This window comes from Rhizobium sp. BK376 (assembly GCF_004341625.1).
Classification (GTDB): domain Bacteria; phylum Pseudomonadota; class Alphaproteobacteria; order Rhizobiales; family Rhizobiaceae; genus Rhizobium.
Genome location: NZ_SLZG01000004.1, coordinates 96,727 through 115,146 on the forward strand (window position 1 = coordinate 96,727; position 18,420 = coordinate 115,146).

Sequence of the window (18,420 nt, forward strand, 5' to 3'; positions counted from 1 at the left end):
GCTCGCCATTGCATTTTATCGCGGGCTCTCGAACAAGCTTGGGATATTTTTTCTCAACCTCATATTCGGCTTCACCGTCATCGGCTGGGCAGTATTGCTCTCTTATTGCGTGCTGACCAGAGTCCGTAAGATGGATGGATTCTCATGACTCAATGAGGGGACGCTCACCACCCGTTTCGACGATCAACAGCAGAGTCGACTCCTTTTGCATTTAGAAAGGAAGATCTTCGTCGGAACTCATTTTTTTGACGAACCGAAGCTCAATAGCGCCTGAATCGATCGCGAACACCTTTGAAGGAGCACCATTGATACTATGCCGTCTTGCGACCTTGGCGGCAAATTCGGTGAAGGGCACTTCGGAGCCAACTGGGTTCATCAATCCGGTCTCGATATAGTAGTTCATCAACCGATTGAGAGTTTCCTTATTGATTTTGAATCGCTCGGTGGCATCGATCGATCCGAGAGCACCAGCAATTGCCGAACCAATGGCGACACACGATCGATCTATATCGACGTAAAAGCCGTCGTAGCCGCCACCATCAAAAGAGAGATTAGATTGGAATAAGGGAAATACGTCGATCCACGCAGCGCTGATCTTTGCTGCGCTGCCGGATACGCTGCTTCCACGACTTTGATTTGGCAGCAACTGAATGATAATTGGTTCAGCCGGTGCCGGAATAGGCGGGAGGTCGAGTTCAATTTCCAAGACTCCCATTGCTTTACGAAGCTCGGCATTTTCCTTCCGAAGCGTATTTAATTCCTCTAGAGCCTCTAATGAGGCAATAGCATCACCCCGTACCCAGCCAATCCTCGGCTTTGTCGCTTTGGCATTATCGAGAGCTTCACGAACCGCAAGCTTAAGGCCGTCAAGCGTTGTCCATGATTTACGCAGGCGGCCCTTTTGAGCCTCATCTATGAAAGCTTCAAGTTTCGCTCTCCCTTCCTCGCTCGCTTCCGACCGGCCGACTTCGATTTTTTTCAGATCGCCATGGAGCATTACCAGTACAGGAACACCCTTTGAAACCGCATAACGAAATTCCTTATGCGTATAGCTTAGTCCATCGGAACCGGGTGACCCATAACGCCCCGCAATGATCAAAATATAATAGTCGCATTGGTCGATTAGACTCTTAATGAAATCAAATTGATTCTCATCTGCAGCGGGGAATGACTCCATCTGGACTGGAAAGTCCCGCGCACTAATAACTACATCCTGCACCGCTCGTCGCTCTTCCTTAAGATCTTCGAAAGTTGAGCTGATGAAAACCTGATATCGTTTCTCGTCCACTTCTTTTCTCCGAAATGCGAGCATGTATGCTAATCTTAGTAAGAGAAAGAAATTCGGCTGAGTTGTAAATAGTTGCGGTACAATTTAGGCAGTTGTATCACGACATTCGCCCAGGTCCGAACTGGTGATTTGGGAGCGTCATTCGCAATTTATGCAATTTGCGAAAGGAGGGCGACCAAGCCCTTTTTGGCGGAGGCCGATAGTCACATCTCAATCCAAAGACCGCTTGTTAAAGGGGCTTTGAAAAGTTTCATGCATTCGATCTAAAGCGATTTTGTTTACACGCACCTTTGTGACCAAGTTAGGTGGATCGCAAATAGGCCAGATGCGTCGAGGAAGATATTGCTCTGCCACACCAGCGTATTGAATTAGTTGTAAAGTGCTGTCTCCAATCGTACTGGTTGCATGAAAGGCGACGTTTTCGACGCAGAAGTATGTTATTTGGGCCTGCAGAAAGTCCTCACCGATACCTATCGGCAGTTTGATGGTGCTGTGGCGACTATCTCCGCCATAGTGCGATGTATCGAGTCTTGCAGCAGAAATCCGCCACCCCGGAGGCATCTTTCCGGCCATCATCTCAGACCGATGAGACTGTGTTGATGTCTGTATCCTAGCTTTGCTCTCAAGGTTTATAGCGACCATGGCCACCCATCTCGAAAGAGCAAGTATTTCGTCCTCGGATAACTTTGGCCAGAAGCCGTCCGCCAAACGGGATACGACGGGCGCAGCCAGTTTATGGACTTCGCTCATCCAATTGTTGTTGCATTCTTCACATACATTAAAAACTACATCGGCGTATGGCTGCGCTCTTTTGTTGTGTTCAACATTCTGGACTAACTTAACATCTTCGAAAAATCGCGGCTTCTCAGGCCGTGACAGCATATGCGTTCGATTACCTGCCGGCCGATCAAAACGTCGGCGTAACCAGTCGCCAAATACATGTTCGCCACTCAGTTTCCCTCTGTAACCGCAATAGATGCACGTCCCGGACTTCTGTAATTTCACCGCTCCATGACGGAGATCAAAGCCGCAAGTGCAAAACGGAGCGTCGCTTGCGATATCCTTCGTAAGCGCGTAGGCCATCCCACGTATCTTTCGGACTGCTGATCGGCGATTTTCTGCATGAGTCATGCGGAGAGTCCTATGAGTGATAGTGTGAATCAGCCTCGAACCTTTGAGATTTTGACCGCGGAGCCCGTGCGAAGACGACGCAAGCCGCGGGACTGGTCGGATGACGAAAAGGCGCGGATCGTCGCCGCGACGCTGCAGCCTGGGGCCAATGTCTCGGCGGTTGCCCGGTCTGAAGGCTTGGATCCCTCGCAGCTTTATGGGTGGCGTCGCAAGGCACTGGCATCGGGCGTTGTTGCACCCCTGACAGAGGGAACGGGCAATCAGATCAAGTTCGCGCGCGTTGAAACGGTAAGCAACGGCTCGGTCGATATTGTCATTGCGGATATGGTCGTGCGCGTCGGCGGCGATTTTGACGCCGATCACCTGGTGAGGGTTCTACGGGCGGTTCGCAAGGCATGATCGCTTCGGGTGTGGTGGTCTATGTGTCGTGCCAGCCGGTCGACTTCCGCAAGGGGGCCGCCTCGTTGATGGCGCTGGTGCGGGATGGCGGTCTCGATCCCTTCAATGGCGCGCTTTACGTCTTCCGCTCGAAACGGGCCGATCGTATTCGCATTGTCTGGTGGGATGGCAGCGGGGTCTGCCTCTATTCGAAAACCCTGGAATCAGGGCTTCTGCTGGCCGGGCATATCGGCGGCACGGATCCGGCTGGACCATTCTCAGCTGATGGCGTTGCTGGCCGGAATGGATTGGAAAAAGATCCGCCCGGCCAAGGTCAGGCGACCCTTGTTGACGGGCTGACAGCGCCTGCGGCAAGATGAATCATGCCGCTGTAATGGTTGGGAAAACGGCTGTTTTTGTGCTCTACTCATTGCCATGGATTTGCCCCCTCACGACCTGCCGGACGACGTTGACGCGCTGAAAGCGATGGTCCTCGCGATGGCGCGCGAGCAGGCTGCGAAAGAAGCCCGACTGAAGGCCGCTGAAGCTGAGATCGCCCGGTTGGAGGCGGTGGAGAAGAGCGCCAACGAGCGGATTGCCAACCTCACATCGATCCTGAAGGTTCTGCAGCGTACCCAACATGGCACCCGTTCCGAGCGACTGCGCCGTGGTGTCAATGACGAGCAGGTGTCCTTTGCCTTCGAGGAAGTCGAGACCGGCCTTTCGGCAATCCAGAGCGAGCTTGATCACGCGGCCAAGGACAAGCCGAAACGGGCAGCACGTCCGCGCAAGGGTTTTGCCGCTCATCTCGAACGCATCGAGGAAGTGATCGAGCCGGAGATCCCTGCTGAATACGTGGGCTTGGAAAAGGTCCTGATCGGTGAGGACCGCTCCGAACGGCTGGATGTCGTGCCGCCGAAGTTCCGGGTCATCGTGACGCGCCGCCCCAAATACACCTTCCGCGGCCACGATGGCGTGCTCCAGGCTTTGGCACCGGCGCACATCATCGAAAGCGGCCTGCCGACGGAGCGGCTGCTCGCCTATATCGCCGTCTCCAAATACGCCGACGGCCTTCCGCTTTACCGGCAGGAGGCAATCTATCTACGCGACGGGGTCGAGATCAGCCGATCGTTGATGGCCCAGTGGATGGGGCATCTGGGCTTCGAACTTCAGATTTGCGCCGATTACATCCTTGAGCGCGTCAAGGAGGGTGAAAGGATCTTCGCCGACGAAACGACCTTACCCACTCTTGCGCCCGGTTCGGGGAAAGCGACGAAGGCCTGGCTTTGGGCTTATGCTCGCGATGATAGACCCTATGGCGGAACCAGCCCGCCGATGGTGGCCTATCGGTTTGAGGACAGTAGGGGCGCTGACTGCGTGGTGCGTCATCTCGCCGGATTCAGCGGCATCCTGCAAGTTGACGGCTACTCGGCTTATACCAGTCTCGCCAAGACGCGTGCCAAAGACGGCAGCAATGAAACGATCCGGCTCGCAGGATGCTGGGCGCATCTTCGCCGCAAGTTTTACGACCTTCACATCAGTGGTGTCTCAAAGGCTGCAACGGACACGATCATCGCGATGACCGAGCTGTGGCGCATCGAGGATGATGTCCGCGGTCGGGATGCCGACAGCCGTTCCATGCTGCGTCAGGAAAAATCTGCAACAATCGTCTCCGAACTCTTTGATCTTTGGGAGAAGGAGCTGGGCAAGGTCTCTGGCAAGTCCAAGACCGCCGAAGCAATCCGTTACGCGCTCACCCGGCGCGAAGCACTGGAGCGTTTCCTGACGGACGGCCGGATCGAAATTGACTCCAATATCGTCGAGCGCGCGATCAGGCCCCAAACAATTACGAGAAAGAACAGTCTATTCGCCGGCAGCGAGGGCGGTGGACGGACTTGGGCGACGCTGGCCACGCTTCTCCAGACGGCCAAAATGAACAAAGTCGATCCGCTCGACTGGCTTTCCCAGACCTTGACCCGCATCGCGAAAGGCTGGCCAGTATCCGAGCTCGAGGCACTTATGCCATGGAACTTCAAGCCTGACGCCATCGGCTAACCGCTTACTATCCTTCTTACAACGCGGGCAATAGGCCGGTAAGGGCGGCATCCTAAGTTCGAAGTCGTCGGGAGGCTGGCTCAAGTGTTTTCCTAGCGTGGTGACTAAAGAGCTTGCTCCTGCATCCACCGTCGATGCAGCGGGACAGTTAGATCGCTTCCGACAAGTCAACGACTACGATCTCGTAGCCACTTTTCGCGACTTTAGTTCGAGCCCGTTTAGCCATCGACGGCGAGACCACAAAATAAAATCTATCACCGCTCATAATCGATAGCTTGGCAAGCGTCTTCGCCATTCTATTGTCAATCACCCCCTTCGGGTTCCCCGATGTTGTGACCTCTGCCGCGATGCGAACCTCATCGCCAAAAATGCCCTGTAAGTCGGGCTCGTTCATTGTCCCAGTGGATCTCGGATTCCAGTGCCAGTTAAAGGTTTGGACGGCTGGCCGATAGACTATAAGCCATTCCAACGCTTTGATAAGGGCATGCTCATGTTGGATTTGGTTAAGGTCTTCATAGATCTTTTTGCGGAGTGAAAAGAGAACGGACATTGCGTCATCAACCGACGAGAGGGATTCCAGGGAGATTGCCCTTATAGCCGCCAGCAATTGATTCAGATCGCTCCAAAGTTTCTCCCGACATTGTTCTATGGTGCCCATAACCTTCATCAGTTTTCGTCCTCCGTTCACTCTCTCGGCATTGAGCGCTTTTCGCAATCTAAGCGGAAGTCTCTTTTGCGTATAGCTTAACCGAACCGGATTATGTCTGGTTCGATAAATCGTATTTGACATTTAAAACGAACCGATTATTGTGAAACCACTCAAATCGAACCAATGGTTTCTTTATGTCATTTGTCCGCGCATATCTCAGGGCCTCCACTACCGACCAAGATGCAAATCGCGCCAGAGAAGAGTTGGTGAAATTTGCTTCTGAGCGAAACGTCAAAATCGCATCATTTTATGCAGAGAACGAAACCGGAGCGTCGTTGAAGCGCCCTGAGTTGTTTAGGCTTCTTAGCGATTGCGGAGCGGGTGATGTGTTGTTGGTCGAGCAGATCGACCGGCTAAGCCGCCTCAATTCGGACGACTGGAACTGCCTGAAGCAGCAAATCCAATCAAAGCGAGTGAAGGTGGTGTCAATGGACCTGCCAACTTCGTGGATGATGGCTAAGACCGATACCGACGAAATCCAAGATCGAATACTGGAAGCGGTCAATTCGATGATGATGGATTTACTCGCGACCTTTGCACGCAAAGACTATGAAGATCGGAGAAGGCGGCAATCGCAAGGAATTGCGAAAGCCAAAAGTGAGGGAAAATATCGGGGGCGTCCTGAAGACAAGATCCGGAATGCTGCAATTCGAAAGATGCTGGCCATTGGTCAAAGTTGGAGTTCAATTGTTGCAGCTACCGGATGTTCCAGATCCACACTAGCAAGACTGTCAAAGTTGCCGTAATCAGAGCTGCTTATTTGCGAACTTTCTGAATTGTTCTGAGTAGAAAAGCTTCGGTTCATTATACAGATCGGCATCTGACACCACCGGGAAATTAAAATAGTCCTCAGCGAAGAGATATAGCCACCAAGAAATGCTCTTTCGAATATGAGGATTGTTCACGGTGATGTCGATGCACTCGCATATGACTGAATCCTCCCCCGCAGCGAATACCGCTATTCCAATGTGGCCCTTTCCGAAGTGACTCTTGATCGTAAGCCAGATCGATCCGTTTGTTTTGGGAACCTCAATTGATCGGTCATCGTAAACGCGGCGAGCCGGATGATTCAGAGGGAGATTTGATGGCACGGTCACTATATCAACATAGTATCCAGGCACAATTCTACGAATGTTTGTATATGTTTCAAATTCAAAAATTTTATTAGGCTTCATAAATTGATATTTCTATTATTTGAGCGATGAAATTACTTGCGCATTTTTATTGAATTATAATATTGGTTGAAATCTTACAGGTTGGTGATTTGTAAAACGGATACTTCTTTGATGAAGTACGTGGGTAAACTCTCAGAAGCTCGATACCCCCATCATTACCATTTATGAAACGCTGATTTCGCGCAAACTTTGTTGTGTAAGAAATCAAGTTTCTGAGCGATCCTATTTCAGGATCGAACTTCGAAAATGTTACCGTCTCAATTGGATAAAGGTCTAGGTTCCTCATGGTTACTTCCGTTGAGGTTCCGAAGAGACCGTTGCTCTGATAGAATTTATCAAACTGATCGGCTGTCTTTGGATGGATCAACAGCAAGCCATGAAAATGCGGCTTTGAGATCGGGCGCATGAAAGCGTTGTATCGGGAATTCTCATCATCCAAATATAGCTGGAGTAGCGGTTGATATTTCGAATTATTATCGACCGATCGAGAGATAAACATTGACGAAAGGCGATAATAAAATTTATCAAGGGATTCATTTGTAATATTCTGACGCTTTATAGAATAAAAATCGTCAGTGAAGTTTGTATATAACTGTATTGTTACAAAATATAAGGTTTTTTGTAGGTATTTGTTTAAATTGAAGTTATTTGACTTCATATCATGCCCTAAATCAAATTCAATTTTATTGATTATGTTTTCATAGGCATTATTGCATTCAAATACGTGATTTATATTATTTAAGTCCATAATAATTTATCCATTATGTATTTCATTTTATATAGTTTATGAGATTTATTTTAGGTAATAATATTCTATAGCTTTGGCTTCAACCAAAGACATCAAGAAATATATTATTCGGGCTTTATAGCGGCAGCGTCCAAGCAGTATTCTGACAATAGACGCAGAGCCGAAAAGATGATCCAAATTATGTTGTGGTATTTATCAGAGATGTAAAATTCTAAGTTATGATAATATTTAAAATTTAATTATGTAAAAGCCATATCATCGGTAAATTTTCTTATTTTGTTTGAGATGTATGTGATTTTTACATAGGACTCATAATCCCCGTTCTCAGCATATGTTGACTGCAATTCTTTTACATCTTGAAAAAATTTAGAGCGAAAACTTGGGTCTGCAATCAACCGCATCTTATAGTTTATCAATATTCTGGTCCTTTTCTAAATCTGCGCGTCCTTTCTCGTGAGCTTGAGCGAGAGCGTTATATTTCGACTTAAGCGTATAGCCGTTGCCATAGTGGTTCCCGATCACGCCTTGCTTGTGCCCCAAAATTGCATTTGCGAGACGGTCTTCGCATCCACTGTTTCTGAGAAGATCGGCAAGCCGATGCCTAAAGCAGTAAAAGGTCTTGCCGGTATATTGCTTTAGAAATTTTCGTGCAGTCGCACTGACAGTTTCCCCGCCATTGTCACGGCGATATCTCGCAAACCCATTTGGAAAGCGTTTCATCCAAGCCAGGGCTTCACCATAGAGCGGAATCTCCCTATGGCGATCCCCTCCGCTCTTTACCTTCACCCGAAACTCATTCGCATCAATTTTGATGTATGGAATCTCGGCATCCAGAACGATGTCGCTGGAGGTGAGCAAAGCCAACTCTTTGCAGCCAGCACCAGTATACATCGCGACGAAAATGATTGCCTTCAGCTCATCATTCATAGTGCTGCTTTTCAGTCTTAGAGTGATTTCCTCAATTTCCGACTCCGAGAACGCTTTTCGATGGCCTCTTACAGAATCCTCAATCCCTTTGATCTGGAAGGGATTCGGAAGCTCGGGATAGTCAACTTCAAAAACAGCGCTCACAATTTTTCGAAGATGCATAATCTTTTTGTTTGCCGTGGAGGCCGTAATTTTCTTGATCGAGACATCCGAAATAAGCTTGTCCCGAAACCGATATGCATCCCTTTTTGTGAGCTTTCGAACGTCCAAATCCCCAATTGTCTCGACAAGTTCTGTCATCGCGAGCTCAATTGGCTTGTGTGCTTTCTGAAATTCCCGAGGCGTTCGCTTCAAATCCTTGTCTCGCGTGATCTCCTTATATCTAGTGTAGATCTCCTCTATCTTGAGCTTGGAGTTCAGTGCGGATGCTAGAGCTCCAGCCCTAACTTTCGGGTCGCTGGGCAGAGATTGAATGGCATCAAGGTTTGCCCCTACTACCTCGATAAGGTCCGAGACTGGCACGGCTTCGACATCGTCAGGAAACGCACTAATTCCGACATCGGCTGCCAACCTTTTAAATTCAGTAGCGCCGACAAAATCCGGATCTTGAGCCGCCAACTTAAGTATAGAATCGTATTTCTTATCCATCTTATGATAAGAAGCAGTTGCTAACTCAGGATTTTTTGTTCCGAGAGAATATACAAACTCACATTTATTTCCAAATTTATGCCTAAGGTGAGCAGGTATCGCTCTTCTAAAGTAATATACCTCATCGCGTTTATGTAAGTAATTTAATTTCAAATGCTTTCCTTCCAAAGAGATTGAGCCAATGGAGGAGTTTGTACATCAGAATGCCGACGAAGTCAAAATATATTTTCAAATCCGAAAAATCTATACTTTAAATTATCAAACAATGAAAATGTTAAATTACAGCTTTACTTCGATAATAAAAGAAGCGCGAAAGACTAAATAGGCTAAACAGAATAATATGCGCCAGTCGCAAGGGGATTTTGTAGCAGAATTTGTAGCATCGCCGCATCTGCGGCGAGCTAAGCAATTGAATTTAAAGTGAAAACTGCAATAAAATGGCGGAGAGGGTGGGATTTGAACCCACGATACCCTTGCAGGTATGCCGCATTTCGAGTGCGGTGCATTCGACCACTCTGCCACCTCTCCGCATATTTGGTCGGCGCATATGTGTTGCGCGGGGCGGTACATAGCCATAGTCGCGGACGATGGCAAGCGCGAATATTGAAGTCTGTCATGCTTTTGTCTTGACAGTTTTGCCGGCCTCGCGTATCCCGCCTGCGCAGTTGGTGTGGTGTATTCCGTGCCTTGCCGCCTTGCCATAGTGCAGGGTTTCACCGGCAGACAGAATTCTGGGCCTTGGCCTTCGAAATCCCTGCTAAACCTCGACTGAGAAAAAGACGGCCGCTTGCTCTATTGCGGGCAGAGCCGGAACGAACATGAAAGGATATAATATGTTCGCAGTCATCAAGACCGGCGGTAAACAGTACCGTGTGGCAGCAAACGACGTGCTGACCATCGAGAAGCTGGAAGTTACCGCTGGCGAAACCGTAGAATTCACCGAAGTCCTCGTAGTCGGCGAAGGCGCCGATGCTGCGATTGGCGCGCCCTTCGTCAAGGGTGCCTCCGTCAAGGCCGAAGTGGTGGAGCATAACCGCGGCCCGAAGGTCATCTCCTTCAAGAAGCGCCGTCGTCAGAACTCCAAGCGCTCGCGCGGCCATCGCCAGCATCACACGGTTGTCCGTATCACGGACATCGTGGCTGCCCAGTAATCGAACACGAGACAAGGTTTAAAGGAGAACTCCAATGGCACACAAAAAAGCTGGCGGTTCGTCGCGCAACGGTCGTGACTCGCAGTCCAAGCGCCTTGGCGTGAAGAAGTTCGGCGGCGAAGCCGTCATCGCAGGCAACATTATCGTGCGTCAGCGCGGTACCGAATGGCATCCGGGTTCCAACGTCGGCCTCGGCAAGGATCATACGATTTTTGCGCTTACCGCCGGCAATGTGAACTACCGAACGAAGGCCAATGGTCGCGTCTACGTATCTGTAATGCCGAAAGCGGAAGCAGCGGAATAAGCCGGTAGCGCTCTAAAACAGCCGGCGTCTCATCGACCCGGCTGACCGCACTAGGTTCAGTCCAGAAAACAGGGGAGATGGGGCGCCATCTCCCCTTTTTCTTTGTCCAAACAGGAGGACTGAACATGCAAGGCGAATTGTTGAGGGAAGGCCAATCGCGGTCTCCCCGGGAAGACCAAAGGTCTTCCATGGAAAGGCTGAGGCCTGACAGGTCAAGGACCGATTGCCCCGTCTTGTTGTCGGAAAGGCTCGTTTTGCGCGCGCCGCACGAAGACGACATTGACGCCCTTGCCCATCTCGCCAACAACGCCAACGTCGCCACTATGGTATCGCGTATGCCGCACCCTTACACGGTCAATGATGCAGCCGATTTCGTGCGACGCACGAAGGCGGGCGCGATTGGCAAGTGCGTCTATGCGATCACCAAAGCCGACAACGGCGCCTTTCTCGGGTGCTGCGGCATAGAGCCGACCGAAGATCCGGCAACTGTCGAGATCGGTTACTGGCTGGGCGAACCCTATTGGAACAAGGGTTATACGACGGAAGCCGCCCATGCCCTGATCGACATGGTCTTCCGCACGCGCCCTGACGTCGAGCAGATCGACGCCCGCTGCAGGGTGACGAACGTCGCCTCCAGGCGGGTGATCCACAAGTGCGGCTTCCAGTTCCAGGGTTCCGGCCTCGCCGCCTCCCTGGCGCTCGGCAGCAATGTGCCGGTGGAATGGTTCCGGCTCGACCGCAAGACCTGGATCTCGCTGCGAAGCTGGGGGGTTCTGAGATGAACGCCGCAACTTTGCATCGCCGCCAGGATCGTGTCCTGCCGCAGGCAGGCCCGACGCCGGTCATCCGGACGGCTCGGCTGACATTGCGCCCGCATCGTTTGAGTGATGCGGACGCAATCGCCCAGTCGTTGTCGGATTTCGCCGTCACGCGCATGATGGCTCGCGTGCCGACACCCTATGACCGGCAAGATGCGCTGGACTGGCTCGTCCCCCGCGCATCCGGCGTCACCAGCGACTGGGCGCTGGCCATAACCGAACGCGACGATGTCCATATCGGCGTCGTGTCGCTCGAACTCAGGCACGGCCGCTGGCATCTCGCCTACTGGCTGAACCGCTACTACTGGCAGCGGGGCATCATGGGCGAGGCGGTTGCCGCAACGCTTGAGCGTTTCGGCCGCCGCATGCCCGATACCGCCGTCCACTCCGGCGTCTTTGCCGATAACCCGGCCTCGCTGAAGCTGCAGTCGAGGCTCGGCTTCGGCATCACCGGTTGCACGGAGATCTACAGCTTCGCGCGCAGCACCATGGTCCCTCATATCGAGACCGTGCTGATGCCGGGAATGCTGCAGGGACCGCAAGCTGCCTGAGTAAGGGCCGCCTGATTGAAGGCTGCCTGATCAACAAACCATCGCCGGACGCTTTCGTTCGGCGATGGTCGCAATTCACTCGATCTCGATCCAGACAGGAAAGTGATCGGACCCCTCCGCCCCGACATCGACATGGGCGGATTTTAGCCGGCTAACAAAGCCGGCATTGATGAAGCAGTAATCGAGATGCATGCGCCTCTGAGGATTTCCGGATTCGACCCAGCTGTAGCGATCGCCTGCATGCCAGCCGACGGCATCGAGCGCGTCGATCGGCGTGTCGAAGCGCGCCGTCCGGCCGTAGAATCCGTCCTTGTGGCCGACGCAGGCGATATATTCCGGCGATTCCGGCACCATGTTGAAATCGCCCATCATCACGTAATCCTCCGGCAACGGCGGATCGACGAGATTGATTTCGGCGCCGCCGGTCAGGGTGCCGCCCTCGGCGACGAAGCCGTGAACGCGATCCCTGATATAAGAAATCTGCGCGATGCGCTCGTCTGGAGAGACGTGATCGAGATGGACGGAATAGACGCGCAACGCGCCGGCGGGCGTCTCAATGACGGCCTCGGTCGCGCCACGCTGCAGATTGAGTTTCCCGACCGTTCGGGTGCGCGGCAGAAGCAGCGTGCGGGTCGACAGAACAGGCCAGCGCGACAGGACCATGTTGCCGAACTGATGCCGGCGGGAAATCGCCCGGCCGTTTTCTATGACAGTCTCGGCGTGAAGATCGAAGGCCGGGCCATAGGCGGAGAAATAGTCCGGCAGCAGATCTTCGATGGCGGCAACCATATCGACGCCGCCATTGGCGGGCGAGCCGCGGGTTACTTCCTGCAGGGCGATGATATCGGCGCCGGTGAGGTTCCCGACGATCCGCTCGAGATCGTATCGGCCGTCGAGACCGAACCCGTACTGTATGTTATAGCTTACGAGCTTCACGATAATCTTTGACCTCCGGCTGAACCGCCTATATCGAAGGCGGCATGACGGGACAACTGGACACCGAGTGGCAGAAGTAAAATGAAATTTCTCGACGAAGCAAAGGTCTATATTCGGTCTGGTGATGGTGGCGCAGGCAGCGTCTCCTTCCGCCGCGAGAAGTTCATCGAATTCGGCGGACCGGACGGTGGTGACGGCGGCCGCGGCGGCGATGTCTGGGCGGAGGCCGTCAACGGCCTGAATACGCTCATCGATTTTCGCTTCCAGCAGCATTTCAAGGCCCAGATCGGCACGCACGGCATGGGCAGGAACCGCACCGGCGCCAATGGCGGCGACGTGACGCTCAAGGTTCCCGTCGGCACCCAGATCTTCGAGGAAGACCAGGAAACGCTGATCTGCGACCTGACGGAGGAAGGCCAGCGGTTCCGCATCGCGACCGGCGGCAATGGCGGCTTCGGCAACGCGCATTTCAAGACCTCGACCAACCAGGCACCCGATTGGGCCAATCCGGGTCTACCGGGCGAAGAAAAGACCATCTGGCTGCGGCTGAAGCTGATTGCCGATGCCGGGCTCGTCGGATTGCCCAATGCCGGCAAGTCGACCTTCCTCGCAGCGGTCACCCGCGCGCGACCGAAGATCGCCAATTATCCCTTCACGACACTGCACCCGAACCTCGGTGTCGCAACCGTCGACGGCAACGAATTCATTCTTGCAGACATCCCCGGCCTGATCGAGGGCGCCCATGAAGGCGTCGGCATCGGCGACCGTTTCCTCGGCCATGTCGAGCGCACGCGCGTTTTGCTGCATCTCGTGTCCGCCCAGGAGGAAAAGGTCGGCAAGGCCTATAAGACGGTCAAGCACGAGCTTGAGGCCTATGGCAACGATCTTATCGAAAAGCCGGAGATCGTCGCCCTGTCGCAGATCGACGTGCTGGACGAAGAGACGCTGAAGAAGAAGACGCGGGAACTGGCGCGCGCCTGCGGCAGCAAGCCGTTCCTAATTTCGGCGATAACCGGCCGCGGCATGACGGAAGTGCTGCGCGCGCTGCGCGAAATCATCGCCGAGACCAAGAGCGAGATCGACAAGCCCGCCAAGGCTGTAAAAACGCGCCATCGCGACATGATCCTGTCAGACGAGGACGACGACGCGGCAGATGAGGACGAGCAGGCATGACAAGCCGCAAACCGCTCGACCGCTACCGCCGCATCGTCATCAAGATCGGCTCGGCCCTTCTTGTCGATCGCAAGACAGGGCTGAAAAAGAGCTGGTTGGACGGCATTTGCGCCGACATTGCCGGCCTCAAGGCCAAGGGTGTCGATGTGCTCGTGGTTTCATCCGGCGCCATCGCGCTCGGCCGTTCGGTGCTCGACCTGCCCTCCGGCGCGTTGAAACTGGAAGAAAGCCAGGCGGCGGCGGCGGTCGGCCAGATTGCCCTTGCCCGCGCCTGGTCGGAAAGCCTGTCGCATGACGGCATCGTTGCCGGCCAGATCCTGCTGACACTTGGAGATACGGAAGAGCGTCGCCGCTATCTCAATGCCCGCGCCACCATCAACCAGCTTCTGAAGATCGGCGCCGTGCCGATCATCAACGAGAACGACACCGTCGCGACCAGCGAAATCCGCTATGGCGACAATGATCGCCTCGCCGCTCGCGTCGCGACAATGACCGGCGCCGACCTGCTGATCCTGCTCTCGGATATTGACGGGCTTTACACAGCGCCTCCGCATCTCGATCCTGATGCCCGGTTCTTGGAAACGATCGCCGAGATCACGCCCGAGATCGAGGCGATGGCCGGCGGGGCGGCATCGGAGCTGTCGCGCGGCGGCATGCGCACCAAGATCGATGCCGGCAAGATCGCGACCGGGGCCGGCTGCGCGATGATCATTGCCTCCGGCAAGACCGACAATCCGCTGAGCTCGATCGAAAACGGCGCGCGCTCCTCGTGGTTTGCCCCTTCGGGCACGCCGGTGACCGCCCGCAAGACCTGGATTGCCGGGCAATTGCAGCCCGCCGGCGCGTTGCATGTCGACGAAGGCGCGGTGACAGCACTCGGGTCAGGCAAGAGCCTGCTTCCGGCAGGCGTGCGCAGCATTTCCGGCCAGTTCGGCAGAGGCGACACCGTCGCCGTCATCGGTCCCGGCGGACGGGAGATCGCCCGCGGTCTGGCCGGCTACGATGCGGACGAGGCGCGCCAGATCACCGGTCGCAAATCATCGGAGATCGAGGCCATCCTCGGCTATCCCGGCCGCGCCGCAATGGTCCATCGTGATGATCTGGTCATGACAGCATATGTGAAGACGAAGGACGAAGCCCATGCTTGATAAGGTCGCAGCAGCCGCAGAGATCGACGCTCTCATGAACGAGATCGGCCGTAAGGCACGGGCTGCATCGCGACCATTGGGCTTTGCTTCGACAAAGGACAAGGACAAGGCGCTCAACGCCATGGCGGATGCCATCCTGGCGAACAGGGATCACATCCTTTCGGAAAATGCCAAGGACCTTGAGGATGTTAAGGGCACGGATATGCTCGCCTCCTTCGTCGATCGTCTGACGCTCAATGAGAAGCGCGTCGACGAAATGGCCGAAGGCATTCGCGCCATCGCCGCGCTGAAGGATCCGGTCGGCGAAGTCATTGCCGCCTGGGACCGCCCGAACGGCCTGAAGATCGAACGCACCCGCACGCCGCTCGGCGTCATCGGCGTGATCTTCGAGAGCCGCCCCAATGTAACGGCCGATGCAGGTGCACTGTGCCTCAAGGCCGGCAACGCCGTCATCCTCCGCTGCGGCACGGATTCCCGGCGCTCGTCGCAGGCGATCCATGCCTGCCTCGTCCAAGGCTTGAAGGCTGCCGGGCTTCCGGAACATGCCATTCAGCTCGTGCCTGTCAGCGACCGCGCTGCCGTCGGCGCCATGCTTCGCGGCCTTCAAGGGACGATCGACGTCATCGTTCCGCGCGGCGGCAAGAGCCTCGTTGCCCGCGTCCAGAACGAAGCACGCGTGCCGGTTTTCGCTCATCTCGAAGGTCTCTGCCACATCTATGTCGACAAATCCGCCGACCTCGACATGGCAAGGACGATCATCGTCAACGCCAAGATGCGCCGCACCGGCGTCTGCGGCTCGGCCGAGACTTTGCTGGTCGACAAGGCCGTCGCCTCGACCCATCTGAAGCCGCTGCTCGATGCACTGGCCGCCGCCGGATGCGAAATCCGGGCATCGGCCGACGTTCTCAGCCTCGTGCCCGGGCTCAAGCCTGCCACGGAAGAAGACTGGTCGACCGAATATCTCGACGCGATCATATCTGTCGCGCTCGTCGACGGCATTTCCGGCGCCATTGGCCATATCAATACCTATTCCTCGAACCACACGGAAGCCGTGCTTGCCGAGGACCCCGAAGTGGTCGAGCGTTTCTTCACGGAAATCGACTCGGCCATTCTGCTGCACAATGCGTCTACGCAGTTCGCCGATGGCGGCGAATTCGGCATGGGGGCGGAGATCGGCATTGCGACCGGCAAGATGCATGCGCGCGGCCCCGTCGGGGTGGAGCAGCTGACGTCCTTCAAATATCGCGTACGGGGCAATGGACAGATTCGGCCCTGAAGTGCACGTCGACGAGGTTGATCGCCGTTATCTGCGCATGCCGCATACGGAGCGCGGGATGGTGGTCGGTCTTTTTGGTGGATCGTTCAATCCACCCCATCTCGGCCACGCCCTTGTCGCCGAGATCGCCATCCGCCGCCTGAATCTTGATCAGCTCTGGTGGATGGTTACGCCAGGCAATCCGCTGAAGAGCCGCAACCATCTGGCGCCGCTTGCCGAACGTATCGCGCTCAGCGAAGCGATCGCGCCCGGTCCGCGCGTCAAGGTCACCGCCTTCGAGCAGGCATTGGGTGTGAGCTACACGGCCAATACGCTCGCCCGCGTCAAGGCCCGCAATCCCCATGTCCATTTCATATGGATCATGGGTGCCGACAGCCTGAACACCTTCCACCACTGGCAGAAATGGCAGCAGATCGCCCGGACCTTTCCGATCGCCGTCATCGATCGTCCCGGCTCGACGCTCTCCTATCTCTCGGCCAAGATGGCAAAGACGTTCCACTATGCGCGGATCGACGAGGATGATGCCGGTGTTTTGTGGAAGAAGCGCGCTCCGGCCTGGACCTTCATTCACGGTCGCCGCTCGGCATTGAGCTCGACGGCTCTGCGCGCTGCCCAGTAAAGGCCGGCCGGCTTATTTCTTTTGCGGAAATTCCAAAAATGAAGAGGCCCGACGAGGGAGGAGATTCGTCGGGCCTTCAAACCTGATCGGCAACTGGGAGGAGGAGTGTTGCCGATCCAACGAAACGGCTATGGGAGGAGGAGATCGCCGTTTCGATGTTTAAGTTTTACCATAAGCGATGAGAAATAAAACATACGATAGCGCATTGCAGCAATGCATACACGTCATGCCTCGCCTAATTCCATGCCCAAAAAATGCTTCTTTCGTATCAGTTTCGCCTAAAGATTATCCTCCATGGTAAGTATATGCCGCCAGATTCGCTCAAAACCCACGAATCGTAACGTTGCGCATCATAGCGTGAACGAATCCGCTCCGAATCACCTGTCAAAGCTATGCAACTGGCGAATGCTTCAGAGGCGAGCTGATCCATCCGGATGCAAAACCCCATCAATTTCGTAGACTTAGGCCGCTGTATTTTTTGAAATACATCCCTAGTCAAAGCTCGGGGGCCGTTATATTCCTCGAAATATGTCGATCTCAGGAGAGAAACAAATGGCCTTCCGCCGCCGCCAATGGATCAAGCTTGCAAGTGCCGCCCTTTCTGCCGCATGGCTGGGAATTGCTGCCGTTCCGGCACCCGCCCATGCTGCTGACAAAATTGTTGTCTTTGCAGCCGCCAGCATGAAGAACGCACTCGACAACATGGATGCCGCCTTCACCAAGGAGACCGGCAAGGAAGTAACCGTTTCCTATGCCGCAAGTGGCGCGTTGGCAAAGCAGCTTGAAAATGGCGCCCCCGCCGATGTCTTCATCTCGGCCGATACCGACTGGATGGATTACGTCACCAAGAAAAAGCTGATCAAGGACGGCACCCAGGTTAACCTTCTCGGCAACCAGATCGTCTTGGTCGCCGCCAAGGACAAGGCAAAGCCTGTCGAGATCAAGCAGGGCATGGACCTCGCCGGTCTGCTCGGCGACGGACGCCTTGCCATGGGCGAGCCCAAGTCGGTGCCTGCGGGCAAGTATGGCCAGGCCGCACTGGAAAAGCTCGGCCTCTGGTCCTCCGTCGAAAAGAAGGTCGCCGGCGCAGAAAGCGTACGCGCTGCGCTTGCGCTCGTTTCGCGCGGCGAAGCGCCTTACGGCATAGTCTATCAGACGGACGTCTCTTCCGATCCGGGCGTCGCCATCGCCGGTACATTCCCGGAAGACAGCCATCCGCCGATCATCTACCCGGTCGCCATCACTGCCGACAGCAAGAACCCGGATACGCAGGCCTATTTCGATTACATGAAATCGGCTAAGGCTGCTCCGTTCTTCGAGCATGAAGGCTTCACGATACTGAAGTGAGCATTTCGCTTACTTGATATCGGTCGGATTTGCGCAGG

At 54.5% G+C, this 18,420-nt stretch carries 18 protein-coding genes and 1 tRNA gene; 13 read left to right on the forward strand and 6 right to left on the reverse strand.

Going from position 1 to position 18,420, the window contains the following annotated elements:
* Positions 1-211: 211 nt before the first annotated feature.
* Positions 212-1,288 carry a DUF4062 domain-containing protein gene (locus tag EV561_RS12510; RefSeq protein WP_132521861.1) on the reverse strand — a complete coding sequence of 359 codons (1,077 nt, stop codon included), beginning with the start codon at positions 1,286-1,288 and terminating at the stop codon, positions 212-214.
* 210 nt (positions 1,289-1,498) lie between these two features.
* On the reverse strand, positions 1,499-2,371 hold the full coding sequence (locus tag EV561_RS12515) for a hypothetical protein (protein WP_132521863.1): 873 nt from the start codon (positions 2,369-2,371) through the stop codon (positions 1,499-1,501).
* Positions 2,372-2,431: 60 nt separating this feature from the next.
* Between EV561_RS12515 and EV561_RS12520 the strand changes: the two genes are divergently transcribed.
* From EV561_RS12520 to EV561_RS12530, 3 genes are read left to right on the forward strand one after another with little or no spacing between them, the layout of a single operon-like run.
* Positions 2,432-2,818 carry a transposase gene (locus tag EV561_RS12520; RefSeq protein WP_132521865.1) on the forward strand — a complete coding sequence of 129 codons (387 nt, stop codon included), beginning with the start codon at positions 2,432-2,434 and terminating at the stop codon, positions 2,816-2,818.
* The gene (tnpB, locus tag EV561_RS12525; RefSeq protein ID WP_132521867.1) at positions 2,815-3,177 is read left to right on the forward strand and encodes an IS66 family insertion sequence element accessory protein TnpB; all 363 of its coding nucleotides are present in this window, start codon (positions 2,815-2,817) and stop codon (positions 3,175-3,177) included. The genes EV561_RS12520 and tnpB overlap by 4 nt, the downstream gene beginning before the upstream one ends.
* 55 nt (positions 3,178-3,232) lie before the next feature.
* A complete protein-coding gene (locus tag EV561_RS12530) occupies positions 3,233-4,852 on the forward strand; it encodes an IS66 family transposase (RefSeq protein ID WP_132521869.1) in 1,620 nt (539 codons plus the stop codon).
* Between the two features lie 148 nt (positions 4,853-5,000).
* Here the strand turns inward: EV561_RS12530 and EV561_RS12535 are convergent, their stop codons facing one another.
* Positions 5,001-5,519 carry a hypothetical protein gene (locus EV561_RS12535; protein ID WP_132521871.1) on the reverse strand — a complete coding sequence of 173 codons (519 nt, stop codon included), beginning with the start codon at positions 5,517-5,519 and terminating at the stop codon, positions 5,001-5,003.
* Positions 5,520-5,695: 176 nt separating this feature from the next.
* Here EV561_RS12535 and EV561_RS12540 point away from each other — a divergent pair, with 176 nt between their 5' ends.
* On the forward strand, positions 5,696-6,307 hold the full coding sequence (locus EV561_RS12540) for a recombinase family protein (RefSeq protein WP_132521873.1): 612 nt from the start codon (positions 5,696-5,698) through the stop codon (positions 6,305-6,307).
* A 1,579-nt stretch (positions 6,308-7,886) separates the two neighbouring features.
* Here EV561_RS12540 and EV561_RS12545 read toward each other — a convergent pair.
* Together EV561_RS12545 and EV561_RS12550 are read right to left on the reverse strand one after the other, a co-directional pair.
* Positions 7,887-9,212 carry a DUF6538 domain-containing protein gene (locus EV561_RS12545; RefSeq protein ID WP_132521875.1) on the reverse strand — a complete coding sequence of 442 codons (1,326 nt, stop codon included), beginning with the start codon at positions 9,210-9,212 and terminating at the stop codon, positions 7,887-7,889.
* Between the two features lie 285 nt (positions 9,213-9,497).
* Positions 9,498-9,587 (reverse strand) — tRNA-Ser (locus EV561_RS12550).
* Positions 9,588-9,892: 305 nt separating this feature from the next.
* Here EV561_RS12550 and rplU point away from each other — a divergent pair.
* From rplU to EV561_RS12570, 4 genes are all read left to right on the forward strand, one after another.
* On the forward strand, positions 9,893-10,210 hold the full coding sequence (rplU, locus tag EV561_RS12555; protein WP_132521877.1) for a 50S ribosomal protein L21: 318 nt from the start codon (positions 9,893-9,895) through the stop codon (positions 10,208-10,210).
* A 34-nt stretch (positions 10,211-10,244) separates the two neighbouring features.
* Complete coding sequence (rpmA, locus tag EV561_RS12560; protein WP_003543909.1) at positions 10,245-10,514, forward strand: 50S ribosomal protein L27; 270 nt, start codon at positions 10,245-10,247, stop codon at positions 10,512-10,514.
* A 125-nt stretch (positions 10,515-10,639) separates the two neighbouring features.
* Positions 10,640-11,296 carry a GNAT family protein gene (locus EV561_RS12565; RefSeq protein ID WP_132521879.1) on the forward strand — a complete coding sequence of 219 codons (657 nt, stop codon included), beginning with the start codon at positions 10,640-10,642 and terminating at the stop codon, positions 11,294-11,296.
* Positions 11,293-11,883, forward strand: coding sequence for a GNAT family N-acetyltransferase (locus tag EV561_RS12570; protein WP_132521881.1), 591 nt, complete (start codon positions 11,293-11,295; stop codon positions 11,881-11,883). Before EV561_RS12565 ends, EV561_RS12570 begins: the two co-directional genes overlap by 4 nt.
* Positions 11,884-11,958: 75 nt before the next feature.
* Here EV561_RS12570 and EV561_RS12575 read toward each other — a convergent pair whose 3' ends face one another.
* Positions 11,959-12,819 carry an endonuclease/exonuclease/phosphatase family protein gene (locus EV561_RS12575; protein WP_132521883.1) on the reverse strand — a complete coding sequence of 287 codons (861 nt, stop codon included), beginning with the start codon at positions 12,817-12,819 and terminating at the stop codon, positions 11,959-11,961.
* Between the two features lie 81 nt (positions 12,820-12,900).
* Between EV561_RS12575 and obgE the strand changes: the two genes are divergently transcribed.
* The 5 genes from obgE to modA all read left to right on the forward strand — a co-directional run bounded on the left by obgE (position 12,901) and on the right by modA (position 18,382).
* Positions 12,901-13,992: a GTPase ObgE gene (gene obgE / locus EV561_RS12580; protein ID WP_132521885.1), complete on the forward strand. Its 1,092-nt coding sequence runs from the start codon at positions 12,901-12,903 to the stop codon at positions 13,990-13,992.
* Positions 13,989-15,140, forward strand: coding sequence for a glutamate 5-kinase (gene proB, locus EV561_RS12585; protein WP_132521887.1), 1,152 nt, complete (start codon positions 13,989-13,991; stop codon positions 15,138-15,140). The genes obgE and proB overlap by 4 nt, the downstream gene beginning before the upstream one ends.
* Positions 15,133-16,416: a glutamate-5-semialdehyde dehydrogenase gene (locus tag EV561_RS12590; RefSeq protein ID WP_132521889.1), complete on the forward strand. Its 1,284-nt coding sequence runs from the start codon at positions 15,133-15,135 to the stop codon at positions 16,414-16,416. The genes proB and EV561_RS12590 overlap by 8 nt, the downstream gene beginning before the upstream one ends.
* Complete coding sequence (locus EV561_RS12595; RefSeq protein WP_207910526.1) at positions 16,397-17,035, forward strand: nicotinate-nucleotide adenylyltransferase; 639 nt, start codon at positions 16,397-16,399, stop codon at positions 17,033-17,035. Before EV561_RS12590 ends, EV561_RS12595 begins: the two co-directional genes overlap by 20 nt.
* A gap of 552 nt (positions 17,036-17,587) precedes the next feature.
* Complete coding sequence (modA, locus tag EV561_RS12600) at positions 17,588-18,382, forward strand: molybdate ABC transporter substrate-binding protein (RefSeq protein WP_132521891.1); 795 nt, start codon at positions 17,588-17,590, stop codon at positions 18,380-18,382.
* The last annotated feature ends 38 nt before the right edge of the window (positions 18,383-18,420 follow it).